The sequence below is a fragment of the Vandammella animalimorsus genome (assembly GCF_002285285.1).
Lineage (GTDB): Bacteria > Pseudomonadota > Gammaproteobacteria > Burkholderiales > Burkholderiaceae_C > Lampropedia > Lampropedia animalimorsus.
On record NZ_NSJF01000008.1, the window covers coordinates 74,122 to 90,744 of the forward strand.

Genomic DNA, 16,623 nt, shown 5'->3' on the forward strand with positions numbered 1-16,623 from the left:
GCCGAGTGCAGACCTTTCTGGAAGGCCATCATGCTGAGGGGCGGCGCACGTGCGCATCGCCCCACGCTTTCAGGGCGTGGATGACAGGGGCCAGCGTTTGGCCGTATTCAGTGAGCCGGTATTCGACCCGGGGCGGCACCTCGGCGTACACCGTGCGCGCCACCAGGCCGTCGCGCTCCAGCTCGCGCAGCTGGTTGGTCAGCATGCGCTGGGTGATGTGGGGCAGCAGGCGGCGCAATGCGTTGAAGCGCAGCACCTGCTGCGTGAGCAGGCGGTAGAGGATCACGCCTTTCCATTTGCCGCCAATCAAGGCCAGTGTGGCCTCGACCGTGCAGCCGGTGGCGCAGGTGAAGGTGTCGTGCGGGATGCGGGCCATAGTAGTTCCTTTTTCGACACTATAGGCGTTTTATGTGCGTTCTTTTCTTCTTATGGTGTAGCAGTAAGAATCGCCGGTGTGTTTTAACAGTCTGAAAGGAATCCACCGTGATGATGAAAGCCATTGGCTTCAGCCAGCCCCTGCCCGTAGCCGACCCGCGCTCGCTGGAGGACATTGAACTGCCCATGCCTGTGTGCGGCGCGCACGACCTGCTGGTGCAGGTACAGGCCATTGCCGTCAACCCGGCCGACGCCAAGGTGCGCGCCTCGGCCCGGCCCGCGCCCGGGACCTGGCGCGTGCCCGGCTGGGACGCGGTGGGCCGCGTGCACAGCGTGGGCGCGCGCGTGGCCGGCTTTGCGCCGGGCGATAGGGTGTTCTACGCCGGCAGCATCGACCGGCAGGGCACCTATGCTCAGTGGCAGAGCGTGGACGCGCGCATCGCCGCCCATGCCCCCGCGAACTGGTCCGACGAGGACGCGGCCGCCCTGCCGCTGACCGCCCTGACGGCCTGGGAGGTTCTGTTCGACCGTCTGCGCGTCGATGTGCCCGTGGCTGGCGCGGCCCCGGCCATCGTCGTCATTGGCGGCGCGGGCGGCGTGGGCTCCATCACGCTGCAGCTGGTGCGGGCGCTGACCCCGCTGACGGCCATTGCCACGGCCTCGCGCCCGCAAAGCGCGGACTGGGCGCGCCAGATGGGGGCGCAGCACGTGCTGGACCACAGCCAGCCACTGGCGCCGCAGCTTCAGGCGCTGGGCCTGGGCGCGCCGGCCTTCGTTTTGGGCACGGCGCAGACCGAGCGCTACCTGCCCGACATTGCGGAATTTCTGGCCCCGCAAGGGCGCATGGCCTTGATCGACGACCCGAAAGTGCTGGACATCGTGCCGCTCAAGCGCAAGAGCCTGTCCGTGCACTGGGAATTCATGTTCACCCGCCCCTTGCTGGGCACGGCCGACATGGCGCGCCAGCACGACATCTTGCGGCAGGTGGCCCGCCTGGCCGAGCAGGGCCGCATCGTCCCCACCCGCACGCACACCCTGGGCACGATCAATGCAGCCAACCTGCGCCAGGCCCACGCCCTGCTGGAGAGCGGGCAAACCATCGGCAAGCTGGCGTTGGCGGGGTGGTGAAGGCAAAGGGGCTGGGGCGAGAAACCAGCGTTTGTGTCGACCTTGGCGTTGACGGGGTACACTTGGCCCGCCCTTTTCTTGGCGGCGCCCACTGGCCCGGCCAGTGCCGCCAGCGCCTGTTGCCAGGCAGTGCCATAGAGCGATAGGGCGCGCCTCATGGCGCTTGCCGGTTGTGCATTGCCGCACACCTTTTTCTTAAGGGCCCACCGGGCCTTGCAGGCAGGCTTCGCGCCCGGCTGTTGCCGCACATTGGCGGTTTTCATGCAGGGCACTTCCTGAGATGCTTCTTGGGAAGGTCTGCACTGCATCCATCCATCTGCCAACTTGGGCCTCTGGTCTGCGCCGCCGCATGTGCATAGCGGCCAAGGCCGCGCTCGCCATGGCAGTCCTGTCTTTAGACCCCATCACACAGGAAAGGAACGCACTTTTGAGCCATCCCGCCTCGCCTTCCCCCGCCCAGTCCGTTGCCGCCAGCGGCGGCAGCGCCATCAACCGGCCCGTGTTCTACACGGCTTCGGCCATCATCGTCTCCATCATTGCCTTTGCCACCATTGCGCCGCAGGCGGCCGACCAGGCTTTCAAAGCGGTGCAGGCGGCCATCGTCGCCAATGGCAGCTGGTACTACGTGTTGACGGTGGCCATCATCCTGCTGGCCGTCATTTATCTGGGCGTTTCACGCTACGGCAGCATCCGCCTGGGGCCAGACCATGCCAAGCCCGATTACAGCAATGCCTCGTGGTTCGCAATGCTGTTTTCCGCTGGCATGGGCATTGGCCTGATGTTCTTCGGCGTGGCCGAGCCGGTGATGCACTTTCTCGCCCCGCCGCTGGGCGAGGGCGGCACGGTGCAGGCCGCGCGCGAGGCGATGCGCCTGACCTTCTTCCACTGGGGCGTGCACGCCTGGGCCATTTACGCCATCGTGGCGCTGATCCTGGCCTTCTTCAGCTACCGTCACAACCTACCTTTGACGTTGCGCTCGGCCCTCTACCCGCTGATCGGCGACAAGATCAATGGCCCCATCGGCCACGCAGTGGATGTGTTCGCCGTGGTCGGCACGCTGTTTGGCGTGGCCACCTCGCTGGGCTATGGCGTGTTGCAGGTCAATGCCGGGCTGAACCACGTATTCCCCTCGATCCCGGTGTCGGTGACTACGCAGATCGTGCTGATCGTGGCCATCACCGCGCTGGCCACGGTATCGGTGGCCACGGGCCTGGATCGCGGCGTGAAGCTGCTCTCGGAGCTCAACCTCGGCCTGGCGGCGCTGCTGCTGCTGTTCGTGCTGCTGGCCAGCTCCACCGTGCTGCTGCTGCAGGCGCTGGTGCAGAACGTGGGCTACTACGCCTCCAACATCGTGAACATGACCTTCAACCTGTTCGCCTACCAGAAGACCGACTGGATCGGCGGCTGGACCATCCTCTACTGGGGCTGGTGGCTGAGCTGGGCGCCCTTCGTGGGCCTGTTCATCGCGCGCGTCTCGCGCGGGCGCACCATCCGCGAGTTCGTCATCGGCGTGCTGCTGGTGCCCACGGGCTTTACCTTCATGTGGATGAGCTTCTTTGGCAACTCGGCCATCGACATGATTCTCAACCAGGGCATGGCCGAGCTGGGCCAAGTCGTCTCGCAAGACGTGTCGCTGGCGCTGTTCTCTTTTCTTGAGCGGCTGCCGTTCTCCAGCCTGTTCATCTACGTGGCGCTGTTCATGGTGGTGGTGTTCTTCGTCACCTCGGCCGACTCCGGCGCGCTGGTGATGGACATGCTGTGCGCCCACGGCAAGACCAGCGACCATCTGGGCTACCGCCTGTACTGGGCCATTGGCTCGGGCGTGGTGGCCATCGTGCTGCTGCTGGCCGGCGGCCTGGGCGCCCTGCAGACCATGGCCATCGCCAGCGCCCTGCCCTTTGTCACCGTGCTGATGGTGGCCATGTATGGCCTGTTCAAGGCGCTGCGCGTGGACATGCAAAAGCAGCTGGTGCAGCAACTGGCCGCGCCCACCGCCGCGCCCATGATGCGCGCGCGCGGCGCCTGGCGCGAGCGCCTGCACGTCATCATGGACTTCCCCGACCAGAAGGCCGTGCATCGCTTCGTGGACGGCATGGTGGCCGAGGCCTGCCGCGAAGTGGCCGAGGAGCTGGGCGCCCTGGGCGTGCAGGCGCAGGTCAGCCAGCCCGCGCCCGGCCAGGTGCTGTTGACCACCAACCACGGCAGCGAGATCGACTTCACCTACCGCGTCGTCGCCACCGCCCACGCGCAGCCGGCTTTCGTGCAGGGCGATGCCAGCCCCGCCGACGCCGATGCGCCGCAGTACTACCGCGCCGAGGTACACCTGGGCCAGGGCGGGCAGGACTACGACATCATGGGCTGGAGCAAGGACGGCGTGATCAACGACATCATCGACCAGTACCACAAGCACATGCACCTGCTGCACAGCTTGCGCTGAGCGCTTGCGTTGCCCCTGCGGTGCGCAGGGGCCTTGTCAATCGGCCTGCCGCCCTTGGGTGGCAGGCCGATTTGTCATGTGGGGAGCATGGCGGCCGGCCATTGCAGTTGTTGCTGCAGCCGGGCCCAGTCAAAGCCGGGGCCGGGGTCGCGCTTGCGCCCTGGGGCGATGTGCTCGTGGCCGGCGATGTGGGCGATGGGGTAGCGCGCGCGCAGGGCATGGCACAGCGGCGCCAGCGCCTGGTATTGCTGGCTGGTGAACAGGCCGCCTTCCAGGCCTTCGAGCTCGATGCCGATGGAGTCGTCGTTGCGGGCGTTGCGGCCGTCGTAGCAGGATTGGCCGGCATGCCAGGCGCGTGCGTCGGCATCGACGAACTGGATCAGGCGGCCATCGCGGCGGATGAAGAAGTGCGCCGAAACGCGCAGCCCGCGAATGCCCTGGAAGTAGGGGTGCGCATCCCAGTCCAGGGTGTTGGTGAACAGCTGCTGCACGGCCTGGCCTTCGAACACGCCCGGCGGCAGGCTGATGGAGTGCAGCACGATCAGGTCGATCTGGGCGGCGTCGGGGCGGGCATCGCAATTGGGCGAGGCGATCCATTGCGCAGGCAGGTAGCGGCCACCCTGCCAGTCTTGGGTTTGAGCGGTGTCGTTGATGGGAGGCTGCTGTGGCATGGGGCGTGGCGGAGATGGTCGCGGGGGCGGTGCGCACTGCGCGCGTATTGCATCCAGCGCCGGGGAGCGCGCGCCGCAGCGCTCGGCGCAGGTTTTCAGGCTCGCGCGTCCGGCTCGGTGGGGATGTTCAGGCGTTCGATGCGGTAGCGGATCTGGCGCAGGTTCAACCCCAACATGGCGGCGGCGGCGGTGCGGTTGTAGCGCGCCGCCTGCAGGGCGCGGATGAGTACGGCGCGCTCCTGCTCATCCAGCCAGGCTTGCAAATCGCTGGGCAGAGGCTCGACGGTGGCGCCGCCCGCGCTGGCGCTGCTGGTTTGACTGGTGTGAGCTGCCGGTGCGGGGCTGGCGTTGGGCGCCGGTGCGGGCGCAGCGCCACTGCCTGTGGGCAGGCCCAGACTGGGCATGGCGAACTGGGCCTGGTATTGCATCCAGGGCGCTGCGCCGGAGTGGAAGCTGGCAGGCGGTGGCGCAGGTGCGGGCGGCGGCGGTGGCGGCTCGGCCACTGGCGGCGCAGGCGCGACGGCAGGGATGGCGACAGGGGCCACGACAGCCGGGGCTGCGGGCATGGCTGCAGGCGCAGCCACAGGGGCGGCCAGGGGCGCTGTGCCCGTTGGCGTGTGATTGGGTGCGTGATCAGGTGCGGCCTGCAGCGGCGCAGCGCTGGCGTGGGTCAGGCTGCTGGCGTCGTCGATGTATTCGGGGCGCAGGATGCCGTCCTCGCTCAGGGCCATGGCGCGGTGCAGCAGGTTTTCCAGCTCGCGCACATTGCCGGGGAAGGGGCGGCGCAATACGGCGGCCATGAAGGCCGGCGAGGCTTCGACGTGTTCGAAGCCCGAATCGCGCGCCAGGCGCGCCAGCAGCGCCTCGACCAGTGCGGGCAGGTCTTCGCGGCGCTCGCGCAGCGGCGGGATGCGCACTTCGATGACGTTGAGGCGGTAGTACAAATCCTGGCGAAAACGCCCCTGCTCGACCTCCTGGGCCAGATCGCGGTGCGTGGCGCTGACCAGGCGCACATCCACGACTTCTTCTTGCGTGGCGCCCAGCGGGCGCACGCTGCGCTCCTGGATGGCGCGCAGCAGCTTGGTCTGCATGGCCAGTGGCAGGTCGCCGATTTCGTCGAGAAACAGCGTGCCGCCCTTGGCGGCCTGGAAGAAGCCAGCGCGGTCGTGCGTGGCGCCGGTGTAGGAGCCTTTTTTGGCGCCGAAGAACTCGGCCTCGAGCAGGTTTTCCGGAATGGCTCCGCAGTTGACGGCCACCAGCGGCCCGCCGGCGCGCTGGCTGTTGGCGTGCAGGGCGCGCGCCACCAGCTCCTTGCCCGTGCCCGATTCGCCATGGATGTGCACGGGCGCCATGCTGCGCGCGACTTTGCCGATGCGCTCCTTGACGGCTTGCATGATGGGCGATTGGCCCACCAGGTCGGCCAGTGCGGCTGCGCCGGGGTCATCGTCGGCTTCCTGCTTGGCGGGGGTTTTGCGCTTCCTGGGGCTGGATGCAGCAGTCGTTGTCGGTGTGGCTGGGCGCGCGTCTGCCGCCTGTGTGAGGCTGCCGGTCTGCTCGGGCTCGGCCTCATCGCATTCTGGCTCGGGCTCAGGGGCTTGCTGCGCAGCGTGCGTGGCGACTGCCTCCAGCGCGGAGGGCTTGCCCGGCAGCCCCTGCACGGCCGAGGCCACCACAGTGCGCAGCTGTTTGAGCTCCACCGGCTTGGCCAGATAGTCGAAGGCGCCGGCGCGCAGCGCCTCCACGGCGTTCTCGGCCGAGCCGTAGGCGGTGACGACGATGCAGCGCTCGGGCCGGCCGGCCGCTTGTAGTTCCAGCAGGATCTCCATGCCCAGCCCATCGGGCAGGCGCATGTCGGTGAGCACCACGTCGAAGTGCCGCTGCAGCTTCTCGCGCGCCTGGGCGACGGTTTCGGCCGACTCGACCTGGTAGCCCTCGCGCATCAGCGTCAGCTCGTAGAGCAGGCGCAGATCGGGCTCGTCGTCGATGACCAGGATGGAGGCGTTCTTCTCGGGCATGGCCCGATTATGCGGCGTGTGCCTGCGGGCTCACACGTCGATGGCCTGGGCCGAGCCCACCTGCTTGCGCAGCTCGAACTTTTGGATCTTGCCGGTGCTGGTCTTGGGCAGCGGGCCAAAGACCACGGCCTTGGGCACCTTGAAGCCCGCCAGGTGCTTCTTGCAGTGCGCCACGATGTCCTCCACCGTGGTGGTGGCGCCTTCCTTGAGTTCGACGAAGGCGCAGGGCGTTTCGCCCCATTTCGGGTCGGGCTTGGCGACCACGGCGGCGGCCAGCACGGCAGGGTGGCGGTAGAGCGCGTCCTCGACCTCGATGGAGGAGATGTTCTCGCCGCCGGAGATGATGATGTCCTTGCTGCGATCCTTGATCTTGATGTAGCCGTCGGGGTACTGCACGGCCAGGTCGCCGGAGTGGAACCAGCCGCCGGCAAAGGCCTTTTGCGTGGCCTGCGGATTTTTCAGATAGCCCTTCATGGCGATGTTGCCGCGGAACATGATCTCGCCCATGGTTTCGCCGTCCCAGGGCACGGGCTGCATGGTGTCGGGGTCGAGCACGCAGGCGTCCTGCTCCAGGTGGTAGCGCACGCCCTGGCGCGCGTTGAGCTGGGCGCGTTCGCCGATGTCCAGGGTTTGCCAGTCGTCGTGTTTGGCGCAGACGGTGGCCGGGCCATACACCTCGGTCAGGCCATAGACGTGGGTGAGGTCAAAGCCCATTTCTTCCATGCCTTCGATCATCGAGGCCGGTGGCGCGGCGCCTGCGACCATGGCCTTGACACCGCTGGGCAGGCCCGCCTTCATGGAGGCCGGGGCGTTGACCAGCATGCCGTGCACGATGGGCGCGCCGCAGTAGTGCGTCACGCCGTGCTCGCGCATGGCATCGAAGATGGCGGCCGGATCGACGCGGCGCAGGCAGACGTTCACGCCCGCGCGCGCTGCCACGGCCCAGGGGAAGCACCAGCCGTTGCAGTGGAACATGGGCAGCGTCCACAGATAGACCGGGTGCTTGGGCATGTCCCATTCAAGGATGGCCGATACCGCGTTGAGCGCCGCGCCGCGGTGGTGATAGACCACGCCCTTGGGGTCGCCGGTGGTGCCGCTGGTGTAGTTCAGGGCGATGGCGTCCCACTCGTCGGCCGGGCGCTGCCAGTCGAACTCGGGGTCGCCACGGGCGATGAAGTCCTCATAGTCGATCGCGCCGTCGAGCTGCACGGGCGCGGGGCCGTAAAGCGCGTCCTGCACGGTGATGATGGTCTTGAGGTGCTCGCTCTTGCGCAGCGGCAGGGCCTTGTGGATCAGCTGGGCGAACTCGGGATCGACGATCAGCGCCTTGGCCTCGCCGTGGTCGAGCATGAAGGCGATGGTTTCAGGATCCAGTCGGGTGTTGAGCGTGTTGAGCACGCCCCCGGCCATGGGCACGCCAAAGTGCGCCTCCACCATCGGCGGGGTATTGGGCAGGATCACGGCCACCGTGTCGTTCTTGCCAATGCCTGCTTGCTGCAATGCGCTGGCGAGCTGGCGGCAGCGCGCATAGGTCTCGCGCCAGTTGCGGCGAATTTCGCCATGCACCACGGCCAGTCGGCCGGGATAAACCTCGGCGCTGCGGCGGATGTAGTCCAGCGGGGTGATGGCAGAGAAGTTGGCAGCGTTGCGGTCCAGGTGTTGGTCGTAGGCGCTCATGATGGTGTACAGGTCTTTCTTGATGATGGAAGTGTTGGCGCGAACCTCTGTCGCATGCCGACATGGCAGGCCAGGCGCGCCGCGCGGCGACACAGGCTTGTACTGTGCCGCGCAGCGCTTGGCAATTGGCAGGAACACGGGGGTGGTCGCAGCTGCGGGAAAACCCCGGCAGGCCCTGATCTCAGGCGCCGGGCGAGCCGGGCAGCGCTGCAGCCAGTGCGGCGCGCACGGCTTCGGTCGATTCAGGGCGCACCAGCTGCGCCTGCACATGCCCATCGCGCAGCAGGAACAGCGAGGGCCAGAGCTTGACGCCAAACTCCCGCCCCAGCGGGCGGCCCTTGCCGTCCTCGATGCGGATGTGGCGCACCTGTGGGTGATCGGCCAGCGCTGCCTCCACATGGGGGCGCGCGGCGTTGCAGATGCTGCACCAGTTGGCGCCGAAATCCAGCAACACCGTACCGGGCAGTTGCTCGGCCTGGGCGCGGGTCATGGTCTCGGGTTGGTAGTCCTGGCTCATGGGGTCTCCTTGTGGCTGATGGCTTGTGACTGATGGCCCGTGGCGCAGGCGCGGCACAGGCATTGCTGGGGCTGGGCCTGCTGGGCGCGGGCCAGTGCAGCGGGTGCGATGTGGGTGTGCAGGCACCAGCAATCAAAGGGCTGGCTGGCCGCAGGCGCGGCGCCGTGCCGGGGCGCCATCATGGCGCAGCCATTGGGCGCGCCGCACAGGGGGCAACGGCCGGCGGGGCTGGCGGGCGGGGTGGGCAGCACGGGGCGCGGGCTCAAACGGGCACGCCCCAGATGTAGCGCACCAGGTGGAAGAAAATCGGGGCCGCAAAGCAAATGGAATCCAGCCGATCGAGCATGCCGCCGTGGCCTTCGATCATGTGGCCCCAGTCCTTGACGCCGCGATCGCGCTTGATGGCCGACATGACCAGACCGCCGGCAAAGCCCAGCAGGGTGACGACCAGCGCCATCAGCAGCGCATGCACCGGGCCAAAGGGCGTGATCCAGTGCAGGGCCGCGCCCAGCAGCGAGGCCAGCAGCACGCCGCCTGCGAAGCCTTCCACGGTCTTGGATGGCGACAGCGCCGGGGCGATCTTGCGCCGGCCCAGCAGCTTGCCGCAGACGTATTGCAGGATGTCCGAGCCCTGCACCACCAGCACCAGCCAGGCGATCAGCAGCAGGTTGCGCCCTTCGTAGCCGGGGATGCTGATGAGCAGCAGCGCAGGCACGGCAGAGATGCAGTAGATCGCGATCATCACGCCCCATTGCACGCTGGAGGCGCGCTCCAGAAAGCGCGTGGTGTCGCCGCCGAGCGCGGCAAAGATCGGCAGCAGCAAAAAGCCGTACACAGGCAGGAAAATGGCCATCATGCCGTACCAGCCCGTGAGGATGAAGAAGTACTGCAGTGGCAGGGCCACGTAGAAGGCCGCCAGAAGCGCAAAGTAGTCCGCGCGGCGCGTGGGCGTGAGCGTGATGAACTCGCGCAGCGCATAGAACGAAATGCCCAGGAACAGCAGCACCACGGCCACGCGCCCCAGCGCAAATGCCAGGCCCAGCACCAGGATCATGACCCACCAGGCCTTGATGCGGGCGTTGAGGTTATCGATCACCGCATGCGGCTGCCAGCCCGCGCGCAGCTTGAGTGCAAAGCCCACGGCCGAGGCCAGCAGCATCAGGCCCAGCACCAGGGCGGAGAGCAAGAAGGTCTCACGGCTCATGGCTGACCCTCCCTGGGCGCGGGCGCTGGGCCCGTGGTCGGGGTTGGCTCTGCGGCCAGCGCCGGCCCTGGGCTGTAGGGCTCGTCGGCGCTTTCGCCGCTGGCCAGGTGCAGCAGGGCCTGGCGGGCCCGCAGCAGAAAGTCCTGTTTTTCCTCACCGGGCAGCAGCTGCACTGGTGTGCCGAAATGCACTGTGCACAGCAGCGGCAGTGGAATCAGCGCGCCTTTGGGCATGACGCGATTGAGGTTGCCCAGCCAGACGGGCACGATCTCCACCTCCGGGTAGGCCCGGGCCAAGTGGTAGAGCCCGCTTTTGAAGGGCAGCAGGCCCTCGCCCATGTTGCGCGTGCCTTCGGGAAAAAGAATCAGCGAATCGCCCGCCTCCAGCGCGGCCTTGAGCGGCTGCAGCGCATCGGGCCGGGGCGCAGCGTCGGCGGCCCCCGCACCGGCGTCGGCTTCGGCCGGCGCAGCCGCTGCGCCATGGCCTGCGCCGTTGCCGTTGCGCTCGACCAGCACGCCCTGGAACACCTGGTTGATGATGTAGCGGCGCAGCCGCCCCTGCAGCCAGTAATCGGCCCCGGCCACGGGCCGGGTGCGCTTGCGCAGCAGTGGCGGCAGCGAGGCCCACAGCAGCACGAAGTCGCTGTGGCTGGTGTGGTTGGCGTAGTAAATGCGTTGCTGCGGCACGGGAGCGCAACCCAGCCACAGGCTGCGCGCACCGGTCAACGCCTTGGCCGCGCCGGAGATGGCGGCGGCGCTGAAGCGGGCCAAGATGCTCATGTGAAAGCTCGCTCTCTCCCACACAAGGTGGGCTGGGGTTACAGCTGCTGGGCGTTGAAAGTGTCGCAGGCGTTGGGGTCGCCCGTCTTCAGGCCGATATGGAACCAGCGCTGGCGTTGTGCGCTGGTGCCGTGGGTAAAGCTCTCGGGTCGCACGACGCGGCCAGCGCCGCGCTGCAGTGCATCATCGCCAATGCGCGCGGCGGCGTTCATGGCGGCCTCGATGTCGCCCTTTTCCAGGATCTGGCGTTGGCGGTCGGCATGGTGGCCCCAGACGCCGGCATAGCAGTCGGCCTGCAGCTCCAGGCGTACGCTCAATTGGTTGTACTCAGCCTGGCTGATCTGGCCGCGCAGCCGCTCGAGCTTGTGCGTCGTGCCTTGCAGGCGCTGCAGGTGGTGGCCCACTTCGTGCGCAATCACGTAGGCCTGGGCAAACTCGCCCGGTGCACCCAGGCGATGCTTGAGCTCGTCAAAGAAGCTCAAATCCAGGTAGATGGTCTGATCGGCCGGGCAATAAAACGGCCCTGTGGCCGATTGGCCCATGCCACAGCTGGTGGGCGTGGCGCCGCGAAACAGCACCATGCGCGGCTCCTGATAATTGCGGTAAATGCTGTTCCAGACATCTTCGGTGTCGGCCAGCACGACCTTGGCAAACTGGCTGGAGCGGTCGTCTGGCCCTGGCGCGGGTGCGGGCGCTTGCTGCACCTGTGGGCTGGGCAGGCCCTGCATCAGGCCCAGGATCGTCAAAGGGTTGACGCCAAAAATCCAGCCGGCGACGACGGCGACGATGATCGAGCCGATGCCCAGATTGAGGCCGCCGCCGCGCCGTCCGCCTGCGCCGCGCCGATCTTCCACGTTGCGCGATTGCCGATTGCCTTCCCAACGCATGGTGTGTGTACTCCCAGTCCAGTCAAAAAATATGGCGGGCAGTGTAGCGTCGGCGGCAAAGCATGCATCAGGGCAAATCCTTGACCCCACCGGGGCGGCCTGGAAATCTGTGCTACATTGCGCCGCTATGGCATACACCACTTGGTTTGCATTTTTTGGCTTTTATTTCTCTGTCCAAGGCGGATGAGAGGCCCAGTCGCAAACCTGTAAAGCGCCCAAGCTCTAAAAACCGCCGCAGCCCAGAAGCTCCGGCGGTTTTTTTCTGGCATGGCGTTGTGCGTTTTTCTCTTGCTGTTCTTTTTCTTTTTTTGACTATCCGACCATTACGGGGGCTCCCATGAACGCTATCGCAACACAAGGCACCGCAGCTTGGCCAGGCGCTGTCGAGAAAACCAGTCAGACAGACAACCAGCGCATTCGGGAAATCACAGTGTTGCCGCCACCAGAGCATTTGATTCGTTTCTTCCCCATTCAGGGCAGCCCGGTGGAGCGTCAGGTACTGCAGACGCGCCAGCGCATCCGCCACATCATGCACGGCAAGGACGATCGCCTGCTGGTGGTCATCGGCCCGTGCAGCATTCACGACCCGGAGGCAGCCCTTGAATACGCACGGCGCCTCAAGCCGCTGCGCGAGCAGCTGCACGATCGTCTGGAGATCGTCATGCGCGTGTATTTCGAGAAGCCGCGCACCACGGTGGGCTGGAAGGGCCTGATCAATGACCCCTACATGGATCAGAGCTACCGCATCGACGAAGGGCTGCGCATTGCGCGCCAGTTGCTGATCGACATCAATCGCATTGGCCTGCCCGCAGGCAGTGAGTTCCTGGACGTGATTTCCCCGCAGTACATCGGCGATTTGATTGCCTGGGGCGCCATCGGCGCGCGCACCACCGAAAGCCAGGTACACCGCGAGCTGGCCAGCGGCCTGTCTGCGCCCATTGGCTTCAAGAACGGCACCGACGGCAACATCCGCATTGCCACGGACGCCATCATGTCTGCCAGCCGCCCGCACCATTTCCTCTCGGTGCATAAGACTGGCCAGGTGGCCATCGTCACCACCGAGGGCAATGACGATTGCCACGTTATTTTGCGCGGCGGCAAGACGCCCAATTACCAGGCGCAAGACGTGCAGGCGGCCTGCGCCGATCTGGAGAAGGCCAATCTGCCGCCATCGCTGATGGTGGACTGCTCGCACGCCAACAGCAGCAAAAAGCACGAGCTGCAAATGACGGTGGCCAGCGACATCGCCCAACAGATTGCCGGTGGCTCGCGGGCCATTTTTGGTGTGATGATCGAGAGCAACCTGCAGCCCGGTGCGCAGAAATTCACCCCCGGCGTGGACGATCCGCAGCAGCTGGAGTATGGCAAGAGCATCACCGATGCCTGCGTGGGTTGGGATGAATCCACGCAAATCCTGCAGCGCCTGGCCGATGCGGTGCAGCAGCGCCGCAAGAGCTGAACGTTCGTTTCAAAACCTTGATGGCCTGCATCAGGCCTGAGTCAGCAGCTACGAACCAGCCCCGGGCTTTTGTGGCCATGCGGGCGTGCTTGGCGCGGGCGATGATTTCCTGGCCTGAAAACAGGGCGATAATGGCGGGTTTGGAAAATGCTGCACAGCACAATAGGCTGGCGCCGAATGGGCTTGCCTGTGTGCGCCAGCGGCTTGTTGCCATTGGGGATTGCCTGGAGGCCGTCGATGCTTTTTCAGTGTGTCGCGGCGGTATGCTCGCTCAGCCGGGCTTTTGATGGTTGATGGGCCATGGTCAAAGCTTTGCTCGCGCATGCGCAAGCTGAAGGGGCAGTGCCTGAAAAGAAGAAAGGCTTTGCCGCTGGTGGCTCTGGTGCGCAGATCGCTGTGGCGCAAAGAGTTTCCCCGGTGTGCCTAGGCCCGCTTTCGATCAATAGTTCAATGAAATGACAAGTCCAAATCCTTCAAGCCATGAAACGCAAGAGGACATCCGCTCCAAGCTGTTGTACCTCAAGCAATGGCCTGATTTTTCCAAGGAATACGATTTGGTTCGCGTAGGCGACATCGCGCGCATTTGTGCGCTGCTGGCGCGCAAGCCGACTGTGGGTTTTTTGGTGCATCGCTCGGTGGACATGCCCAGTCATAAGGTGGAAAAAGTCCTGCGCCAGCTGCAGGAGTCAGGCTGTGTGGATGTATTCCAGACAGGGCGCGATGCATTGAAGGCCCAGATTCAGACCGTGGGCGAGATTCTCTCCGACGCTGGAGATGTTCCGCCCGATGCCGCAGTGGTGCAAGAAGATGCTGCGCCGCCGGCCATGCCGACGCCAGCGGGCTCCTTTCTCAAGCGGCTCTGGAAAAAGCTTTTGTCTTGATGATGCCCACCGCCCTGCGGCCGATGAGCGGTGGCGGGGCCAATATGGCGTAATACGCGCTCTGGATGAAAAACTATGGATTGGAATATTGCGGTATTAGGTTCGGTGGGCTCGGGCAAGACGACGGCCATTCGCGCCATCAGCGACATCGAAGTGGTGGACACCGATGTCAAGCCCACTGATGAGGATACCCTGGCCCTGAAGGACACGACCACCGTGGCCATGGACATGGGGGTTATGGAGTTGGGCAGCGGTGACCGCCTGCGCCTGTACGGCGCGCCGGGCCAGGATCGCTTCGACTTCATGTGGGAAATCCTGCTGGAGCAGGCCAAGGGCGCGGTGTTGTTCGTGGACCATACCCGGGCAGAGCGTTTTGATGACTTGACCACCTACCTGGATGCCATCCGCGCGCAAAAGCCCCATGGCGATGCGCCGCTGATCGTTGCCGTGACCCATGCCGAGGCCGATGAGCGCCGTAATCTGGATGAGTACCGGCGCTTTTTCAGCCAGCGCAATAGCTGTACCTGCAGCATTTGCCAGCCCCCCGTCATGTGGTGCGATGCGCGAGAGCAGCGCGATGTGGCCTTGCTGATGGTGGTCATGGCAGCGTTGCTGGAGTCGTTCCACGCCTATCCCGAATCCGTTCTGCATGAGCGCATGAGCACTTTGCAAGTGAGGGCATGAGGCCATGGCCGCCACGGTATTGATGCAATTGACGGGCCTGGATGCCTGGTATGGCGATAAACAGGTGCTGCACGGCATCGATGTCACGCTGCCAGTGCGTGGCTGCACGGCCTTGCTGGGCCCATCGGGCACGGGCAAATCCACTTTGATGCGCTGCATTGACGCCTTCAGTCAAACGCAAGAGCGCCAGCTGCAGGAAGGCAGCTGGCGCGCCAGTTACCAGCAGGGCAATGTCTCGCACGCGCCCCTGCTGCGCATGCGGGTGCAGCAAAAGGCCCAGCGCCCTTCGGGCATGACAGGGTTGCAGTTCTTCGTGGATGGCCAAGCCGAGAGCGCCGCCAGCGTCATGCAATCGCTGCGCGAGCTGTTTGCGCAGCTGCAAGAAGTAGATCTGCTGACACGGTTGTTTGCCAGTGTGGCCGAGCTCAGTGACGTGGAGTGGGTGCTGTTTTGCATTTTGCGCGCGGCGCAGCGCGCTTCGGATTTGCTCATGCTCGATGAGCCCACTGCAGGCCTGTCAGATGCTGATGCAATGCGCGTCGTGGCGCTCATCACGCGCTTGGCGCAAACGCGCGCCATCGTCATCATCACTCATCACGTGCAACAGGCCAGGGCGCTGGCGCAGCATGTGGTGCTGCTGGGCAATGGCCGAGTCGTGGAAGCAGGGCCTGCCGGGCAATTCTTCGCTGCGCCACGTACGGCAGCAGGGCAGCACTACCTGGCCAATGGCACGCTGCCCGAGCGCAGTGAGAGCGGCGATGGCGAATCCGCACTGACGGCCTGCCTGATTGAGGAAACCATCGAAACCCTCAGCGCAGGCCGCGTGCCGCGCAACGGCAAGATCAACCCCTTGCTGCCGGCCAGGTTCCGCTGGGTGGTGCCCGACCGCCTTGCCGGCGTGTCCATCCCCGGCCTGCTGCGTGAGGCGCGTCAGGATCTGGCCGGCCTGCAAGGCGCAGGCATCGACACATTGCTGAATCTGACTGAAACCCCCTTTGACCGGGAGCTGGCTGCAGAGTTTGGCATCGACTGTTTGTTCATGCCCATCCCGGATATGACCCCGCCGACTTTGGCGCAGGCCGTGGACTTGTGTGCGCTGCTGGACAAGCAAATGGCCCAGGGCCGTTGCGTGGCCGTGCACTGCAAGGCCGGCCAGGGGCGCACTGGAACGGTGCTGGCGCTGTATTTGATGTGGCGTGCCAAAGGCCAATGGAGTGGCGAGGACTCGGTCAAAGCCATGCGCCGCATTGATCCAGGCTGGATCCAATCGGCCTCGCAAGAGGTGTTTCTGTCGGCGTTTGAGCAATTCATCCGCAGAAACGTGACGTTTACATAAAAACGCTGCGCGCCAAACAGAATTTCCTTACAATCGCGGCTTCGTTCGAACGCGTTACTGATGTAACAATATTTATTCTTACTTGATCGTGAAAGGTCCCTACGATGTCCCTGGATTCCAGCCTTGAGAAAGCCGTCACCTCCATCCCCGATTGCGTTGCCGCAGGCTATGTGGATCTGGACTCCGGCATGCTGTTGGCGATCAAGACCGTCGACTCCCATGCTCAGGAAGTGATTGACCTGCTCGCTGCCGCTACGGCCGACCTGTTCCAAGGGCCGAACGTGCAGGCCATCGAGAAAATCTTCCGCCGCGTGCGTGGCGTGCAGGAAGATGGCCGTCACTACTTCCAGGAAATCATCGTCAACAGCGATAACTTGCTGCACGTCTTCCTGCGCGGCAAAAACCAATCGCAAGTGGCTACCTTCGTGTGCCGCAAGGGCGCCAACCTGGGCATGGTGCTGACCAAGGCCCGCATGGCAATGCCCTTGATCGAGTCCTCGCTGTAAGCAAAATCCCTGCGGCGCGCGCTGTATGCAGTGTGCGCTGGTTTCGGTGGCTGCAGGCCAGAGCCAA

The 16,623-nt window shown here is 65.3% G+C and carries 16 protein-coding genes and 1 pseudogene; 8 read left to right on the plus strand and 9 right to left on the minus strand.

The features are described from left to right. Positions 1-49 precede the first annotated feature (49 nt). Positions 50-376: pseudogene (locus CK620_RS12865) on the minus strand (winged helix-turn-helix transcriptional regulator); the annotation flags it as partial. 113 nt (positions 377-489) lie between these two features. On the opposite strand from CK620_RS12865, the gene CK620_RS12870 reads away from it, so the two are divergent. Continuing rightward, positions 490-1,503, plus strand: coding sequence for a zinc-binding alcohol dehydrogenase family protein (locus CK620_RS12870; RefSeq protein ID WP_095550668.1), 1,014 nt, complete (start codon positions 490-492; stop codon positions 1,501-1,503). Between the two features lie 427 nt (positions 1,504-1,930). Further along, entirely contained in the window at positions 1,931-3,940 is a 2,010-nt protein-coding gene (locus tag CK620_RS12875) for a BCCT family transporter (RefSeq protein WP_238946134.1), read from the plus strand. 74 nt (positions 3,941-4,014) lie between these two features. Here CK620_RS12875 and ampD read toward each other — a convergent pair whose 3' ends face one another. The 8 genes from ampD to ypfJ all read right to left on the minus strand — a co-directional run bounded on the left by ampD (position 4,015) and on the right by ypfJ (position 11,690). Continuing rightward, positions 4,015-4,611, minus strand: coding sequence for a 1,6-anhydro-N-acetylmuramyl-L-alanine amidase AmpD (ampD, locus tag CK620_RS12880; RefSeq protein ID WP_095550643.1), 597 nt, complete (start codon positions 4,609-4,611; stop codon positions 4,015-4,017). Between the two features lie 95 nt (positions 4,612-4,706). Beyond that, positions 4,707-6,626 (minus strand): sigma 54-interacting transcriptional regulator, encoded by a 1,920-nt coding sequence (locus tag CK620_RS12890; RefSeq protein ID WP_238946135.1) that lies wholly within the window; start codon positions 6,624-6,626, stop codon positions 4,707-4,709. A 30-nt stretch (positions 6,627-6,656) separates the two neighbouring features. Continuing rightward, positions 6,657-8,303: an acyl-CoA synthetase gene (locus tag CK620_RS12895; protein WP_420894228.1), complete on the minus strand. Its 1,647-nt coding sequence runs from the start codon at positions 8,301-8,303 to the stop codon at positions 6,657-6,659. Positions 8,304-8,484: 181 nt separating this feature from the next. Further along, positions 8,485-8,820 (minus strand): thioredoxin family protein, encoded by a 336-nt coding sequence (locus tag CK620_RS12900; protein WP_095550644.1) that lies wholly within the window; start codon positions 8,818-8,820, stop codon positions 8,485-8,487. Continuing rightward, positions 8,817-9,071 (minus strand): cysteine-rich CWC family protein, encoded by a 255-nt coding sequence (locus CK620_RS12905; protein ID WP_238946136.1) that lies wholly within the window; start codon positions 9,069-9,071, stop codon positions 8,817-8,819. The genes CK620_RS12900 and CK620_RS12905 overlap by 4 nt, the downstream gene beginning before the upstream one ends. 11 nt (positions 9,072-9,082) lie before the next feature. After that, positions 9,083-10,024: a phosphatidate cytidylyltransferase gene (locus tag CK620_RS12910; protein ID WP_095550645.1), complete on the minus strand. Its 942-nt coding sequence runs from the start codon at positions 10,022-10,024 to the stop codon at positions 9,083-9,085. Beyond that, the gene (locus CK620_RS12915) at positions 10,021-10,803 is read right to left on the minus strand and encodes a lysophospholipid acyltransferase family protein (protein ID WP_095550646.1); all 783 of its coding nucleotides are present in this window, start codon (positions 10,801-10,803) and stop codon (positions 10,021-10,023) included. Before CK620_RS12915 ends, CK620_RS12910 begins: the two co-directional genes overlap by 4 nt. Before the next feature lie 38 nt (positions 10,804-10,841). Then, the gene (ypfJ, locus tag CK620_RS12920) at positions 10,842-11,690 is read right to left on the minus strand and encodes a KPN_02809 family neutral zinc metallopeptidase (protein ID WP_095550647.1); all 849 of its coding nucleotides are present in this window, start codon (positions 11,688-11,690) and stop codon (positions 10,842-10,844) included. A 337-nt stretch (positions 11,691-12,027) separates the two neighbouring features. Between ypfJ and CK620_RS12925 the strand changes: the two genes are divergently transcribed. The 6 genes from CK620_RS12925 to CK620_RS12945 all read left to right on the plus strand — a co-directional run bounded on the left by CK620_RS12925 (position 12,028) and on the right by CK620_RS12945 (position 16,556). Beyond that, positions 12,028-13,149, plus strand: coding sequence for a 3-deoxy-7-phosphoheptulonate synthase (locus tag CK620_RS12925; protein WP_095550648.1), 1,122 nt, complete (start codon positions 12,028-12,030; stop codon positions 13,147-13,149). Positions 13,150-13,449: 300 nt separating this feature from the next. Then, positions 13,450-13,608 (plus strand): hypothetical protein, encoded by a 159-nt coding sequence (locus tag CK620_RS14145; RefSeq protein ID WP_179290657.1) that lies wholly within the window; start codon positions 13,450-13,452, stop codon positions 13,606-13,608. Beyond that, the gene (locus tag CK620_RS12930; RefSeq protein WP_095550649.1) at positions 13,605-14,030 is read left to right on the plus strand and encodes a hypothetical protein; all 426 of its coding nucleotides are present in this window, start codon (positions 13,605-13,607) and stop codon (positions 14,028-14,030) included. The genes CK620_RS14145 and CK620_RS12930 overlap by 4 nt, the downstream gene beginning before the upstream one ends. Before the next feature lie 75 nt (positions 14,031-14,105). After that, positions 14,106-14,714, plus strand: coding sequence for a GTP-binding protein (locus CK620_RS12935; RefSeq protein WP_124855659.1), 609 nt, complete (start codon positions 14,106-14,108; stop codon positions 14,712-14,714). Between the two features lie 4 nt (positions 14,715-14,718). Beyond that, positions 14,719-16,050, plus strand: coding sequence for a phosphatase domain-containing protein (locus CK620_RS12940; protein ID WP_095550651.1), 1,332 nt, complete (start codon positions 14,719-14,721; stop codon positions 16,048-16,050). A 104-nt stretch (positions 16,051-16,154) separates the two neighbouring features. Then, positions 16,155-16,556, plus strand: a complete 402-nt coding sequence (locus tag CK620_RS12945; protein ID WP_095539892.1) for a hypothetical protein — start codon at positions 16,155-16,157, stop codon at positions 16,554-16,556. Positions 16,557-16,623: the final 67 nt, after the last annotated feature.

Bases quoted from the DNA above. Each gene is read 5' to 3' on its own strand.
- CK620_RS12870 (WP_095550668.1), top strand. From the start codon at position 490: ATGAAAGCCATTGGCTTCAGCCAGCCCCTGCCCGTAGCCGACCCGCGC.
- ampD (WP_095550643.1), bottom strand. From the start codon at position 4,611: ATGCCACAGCAGCCTCCCATCAACGACACCGCTCAAACCCAAGACTGG.
- CK620_RS12890 (WP_238946135.1), bottom strand. From the start codon at position 6,626: ATGCCCGAGAAGAACGCCTCCATCCTGGTCATCGACGACGAGCCCGAT.
- CK620_RS12895 (WP_420894228.1), bottom strand. From the start codon at position 8,303: ATGAGCGCCTACGACCAACACCTGGACCGCAACGCTGCCAACTTCTCT.
- CK620_RS12900 (WP_095550644.1), bottom strand. From the start codon at position 8,820: ATGAGCCAGGACTACCAACCCGAGACCATGACCCGCGCCCAGGCCGAG.
- CK620_RS12910 (WP_095550645.1), bottom strand. From the start codon at position 10,024: ATGAGCCGTGAGACCTTCTTGCTCTCCGCCCTGGTGCTGGGCCTGATG.
- CK620_RS12915 (WP_095550646.1), bottom strand. From the start codon at position 10,803: ATGAGCATCTTGGCCCGCTTCAGCGCCGCCGCCATCTCCGGCGCGGCC.
- ypfJ (WP_095550647.1), bottom strand. From the start codon at position 11,690: ATGCGTTGGGAAGGCAATCGGCAATCGCGCAACGTGGAAGATCGGCGC.
- CK620_RS12925 (WP_095550648.1), top strand. From the start codon at position 12,028: ATGAACGCTATCGCAACACAAGGCACCGCAGCTTGGCCAGGCGCTGTC.
- CK620_RS14145 (WP_179290657.1), top strand. From the start codon at position 13,450: ATGGTCAAAGCTTTGCTCGCGCATGCGCAAGCTGAAGGGGCAGTGCCT.
- CK620_RS12930 (WP_095550649.1), top strand. From the start codon at position 13,605: ATGACAAGTCCAAATCCTTCAAGCCATGAAACGCAAGAGGACATCCGC.
- CK620_RS12935 (WP_124855659.1), top strand. From the start codon at position 14,106: ATGGATTGGAATATTGCGGTATTAGGTTCGGTGGGCTCGGGCAAGACG.
- CK620_RS12940 (WP_095550651.1), top strand. From the start codon at position 14,719: ATGGCCGCCACGGTATTGATGCAATTGACGGGCCTGGATGCCTGGTAT.
- CK620_RS12945 (WP_095539892.1), top strand. From the start codon at position 16,155: ATGTCCCTGGATTCCAGCCTTGAGAAAGCCGTCACCTCCATCCCCGAT.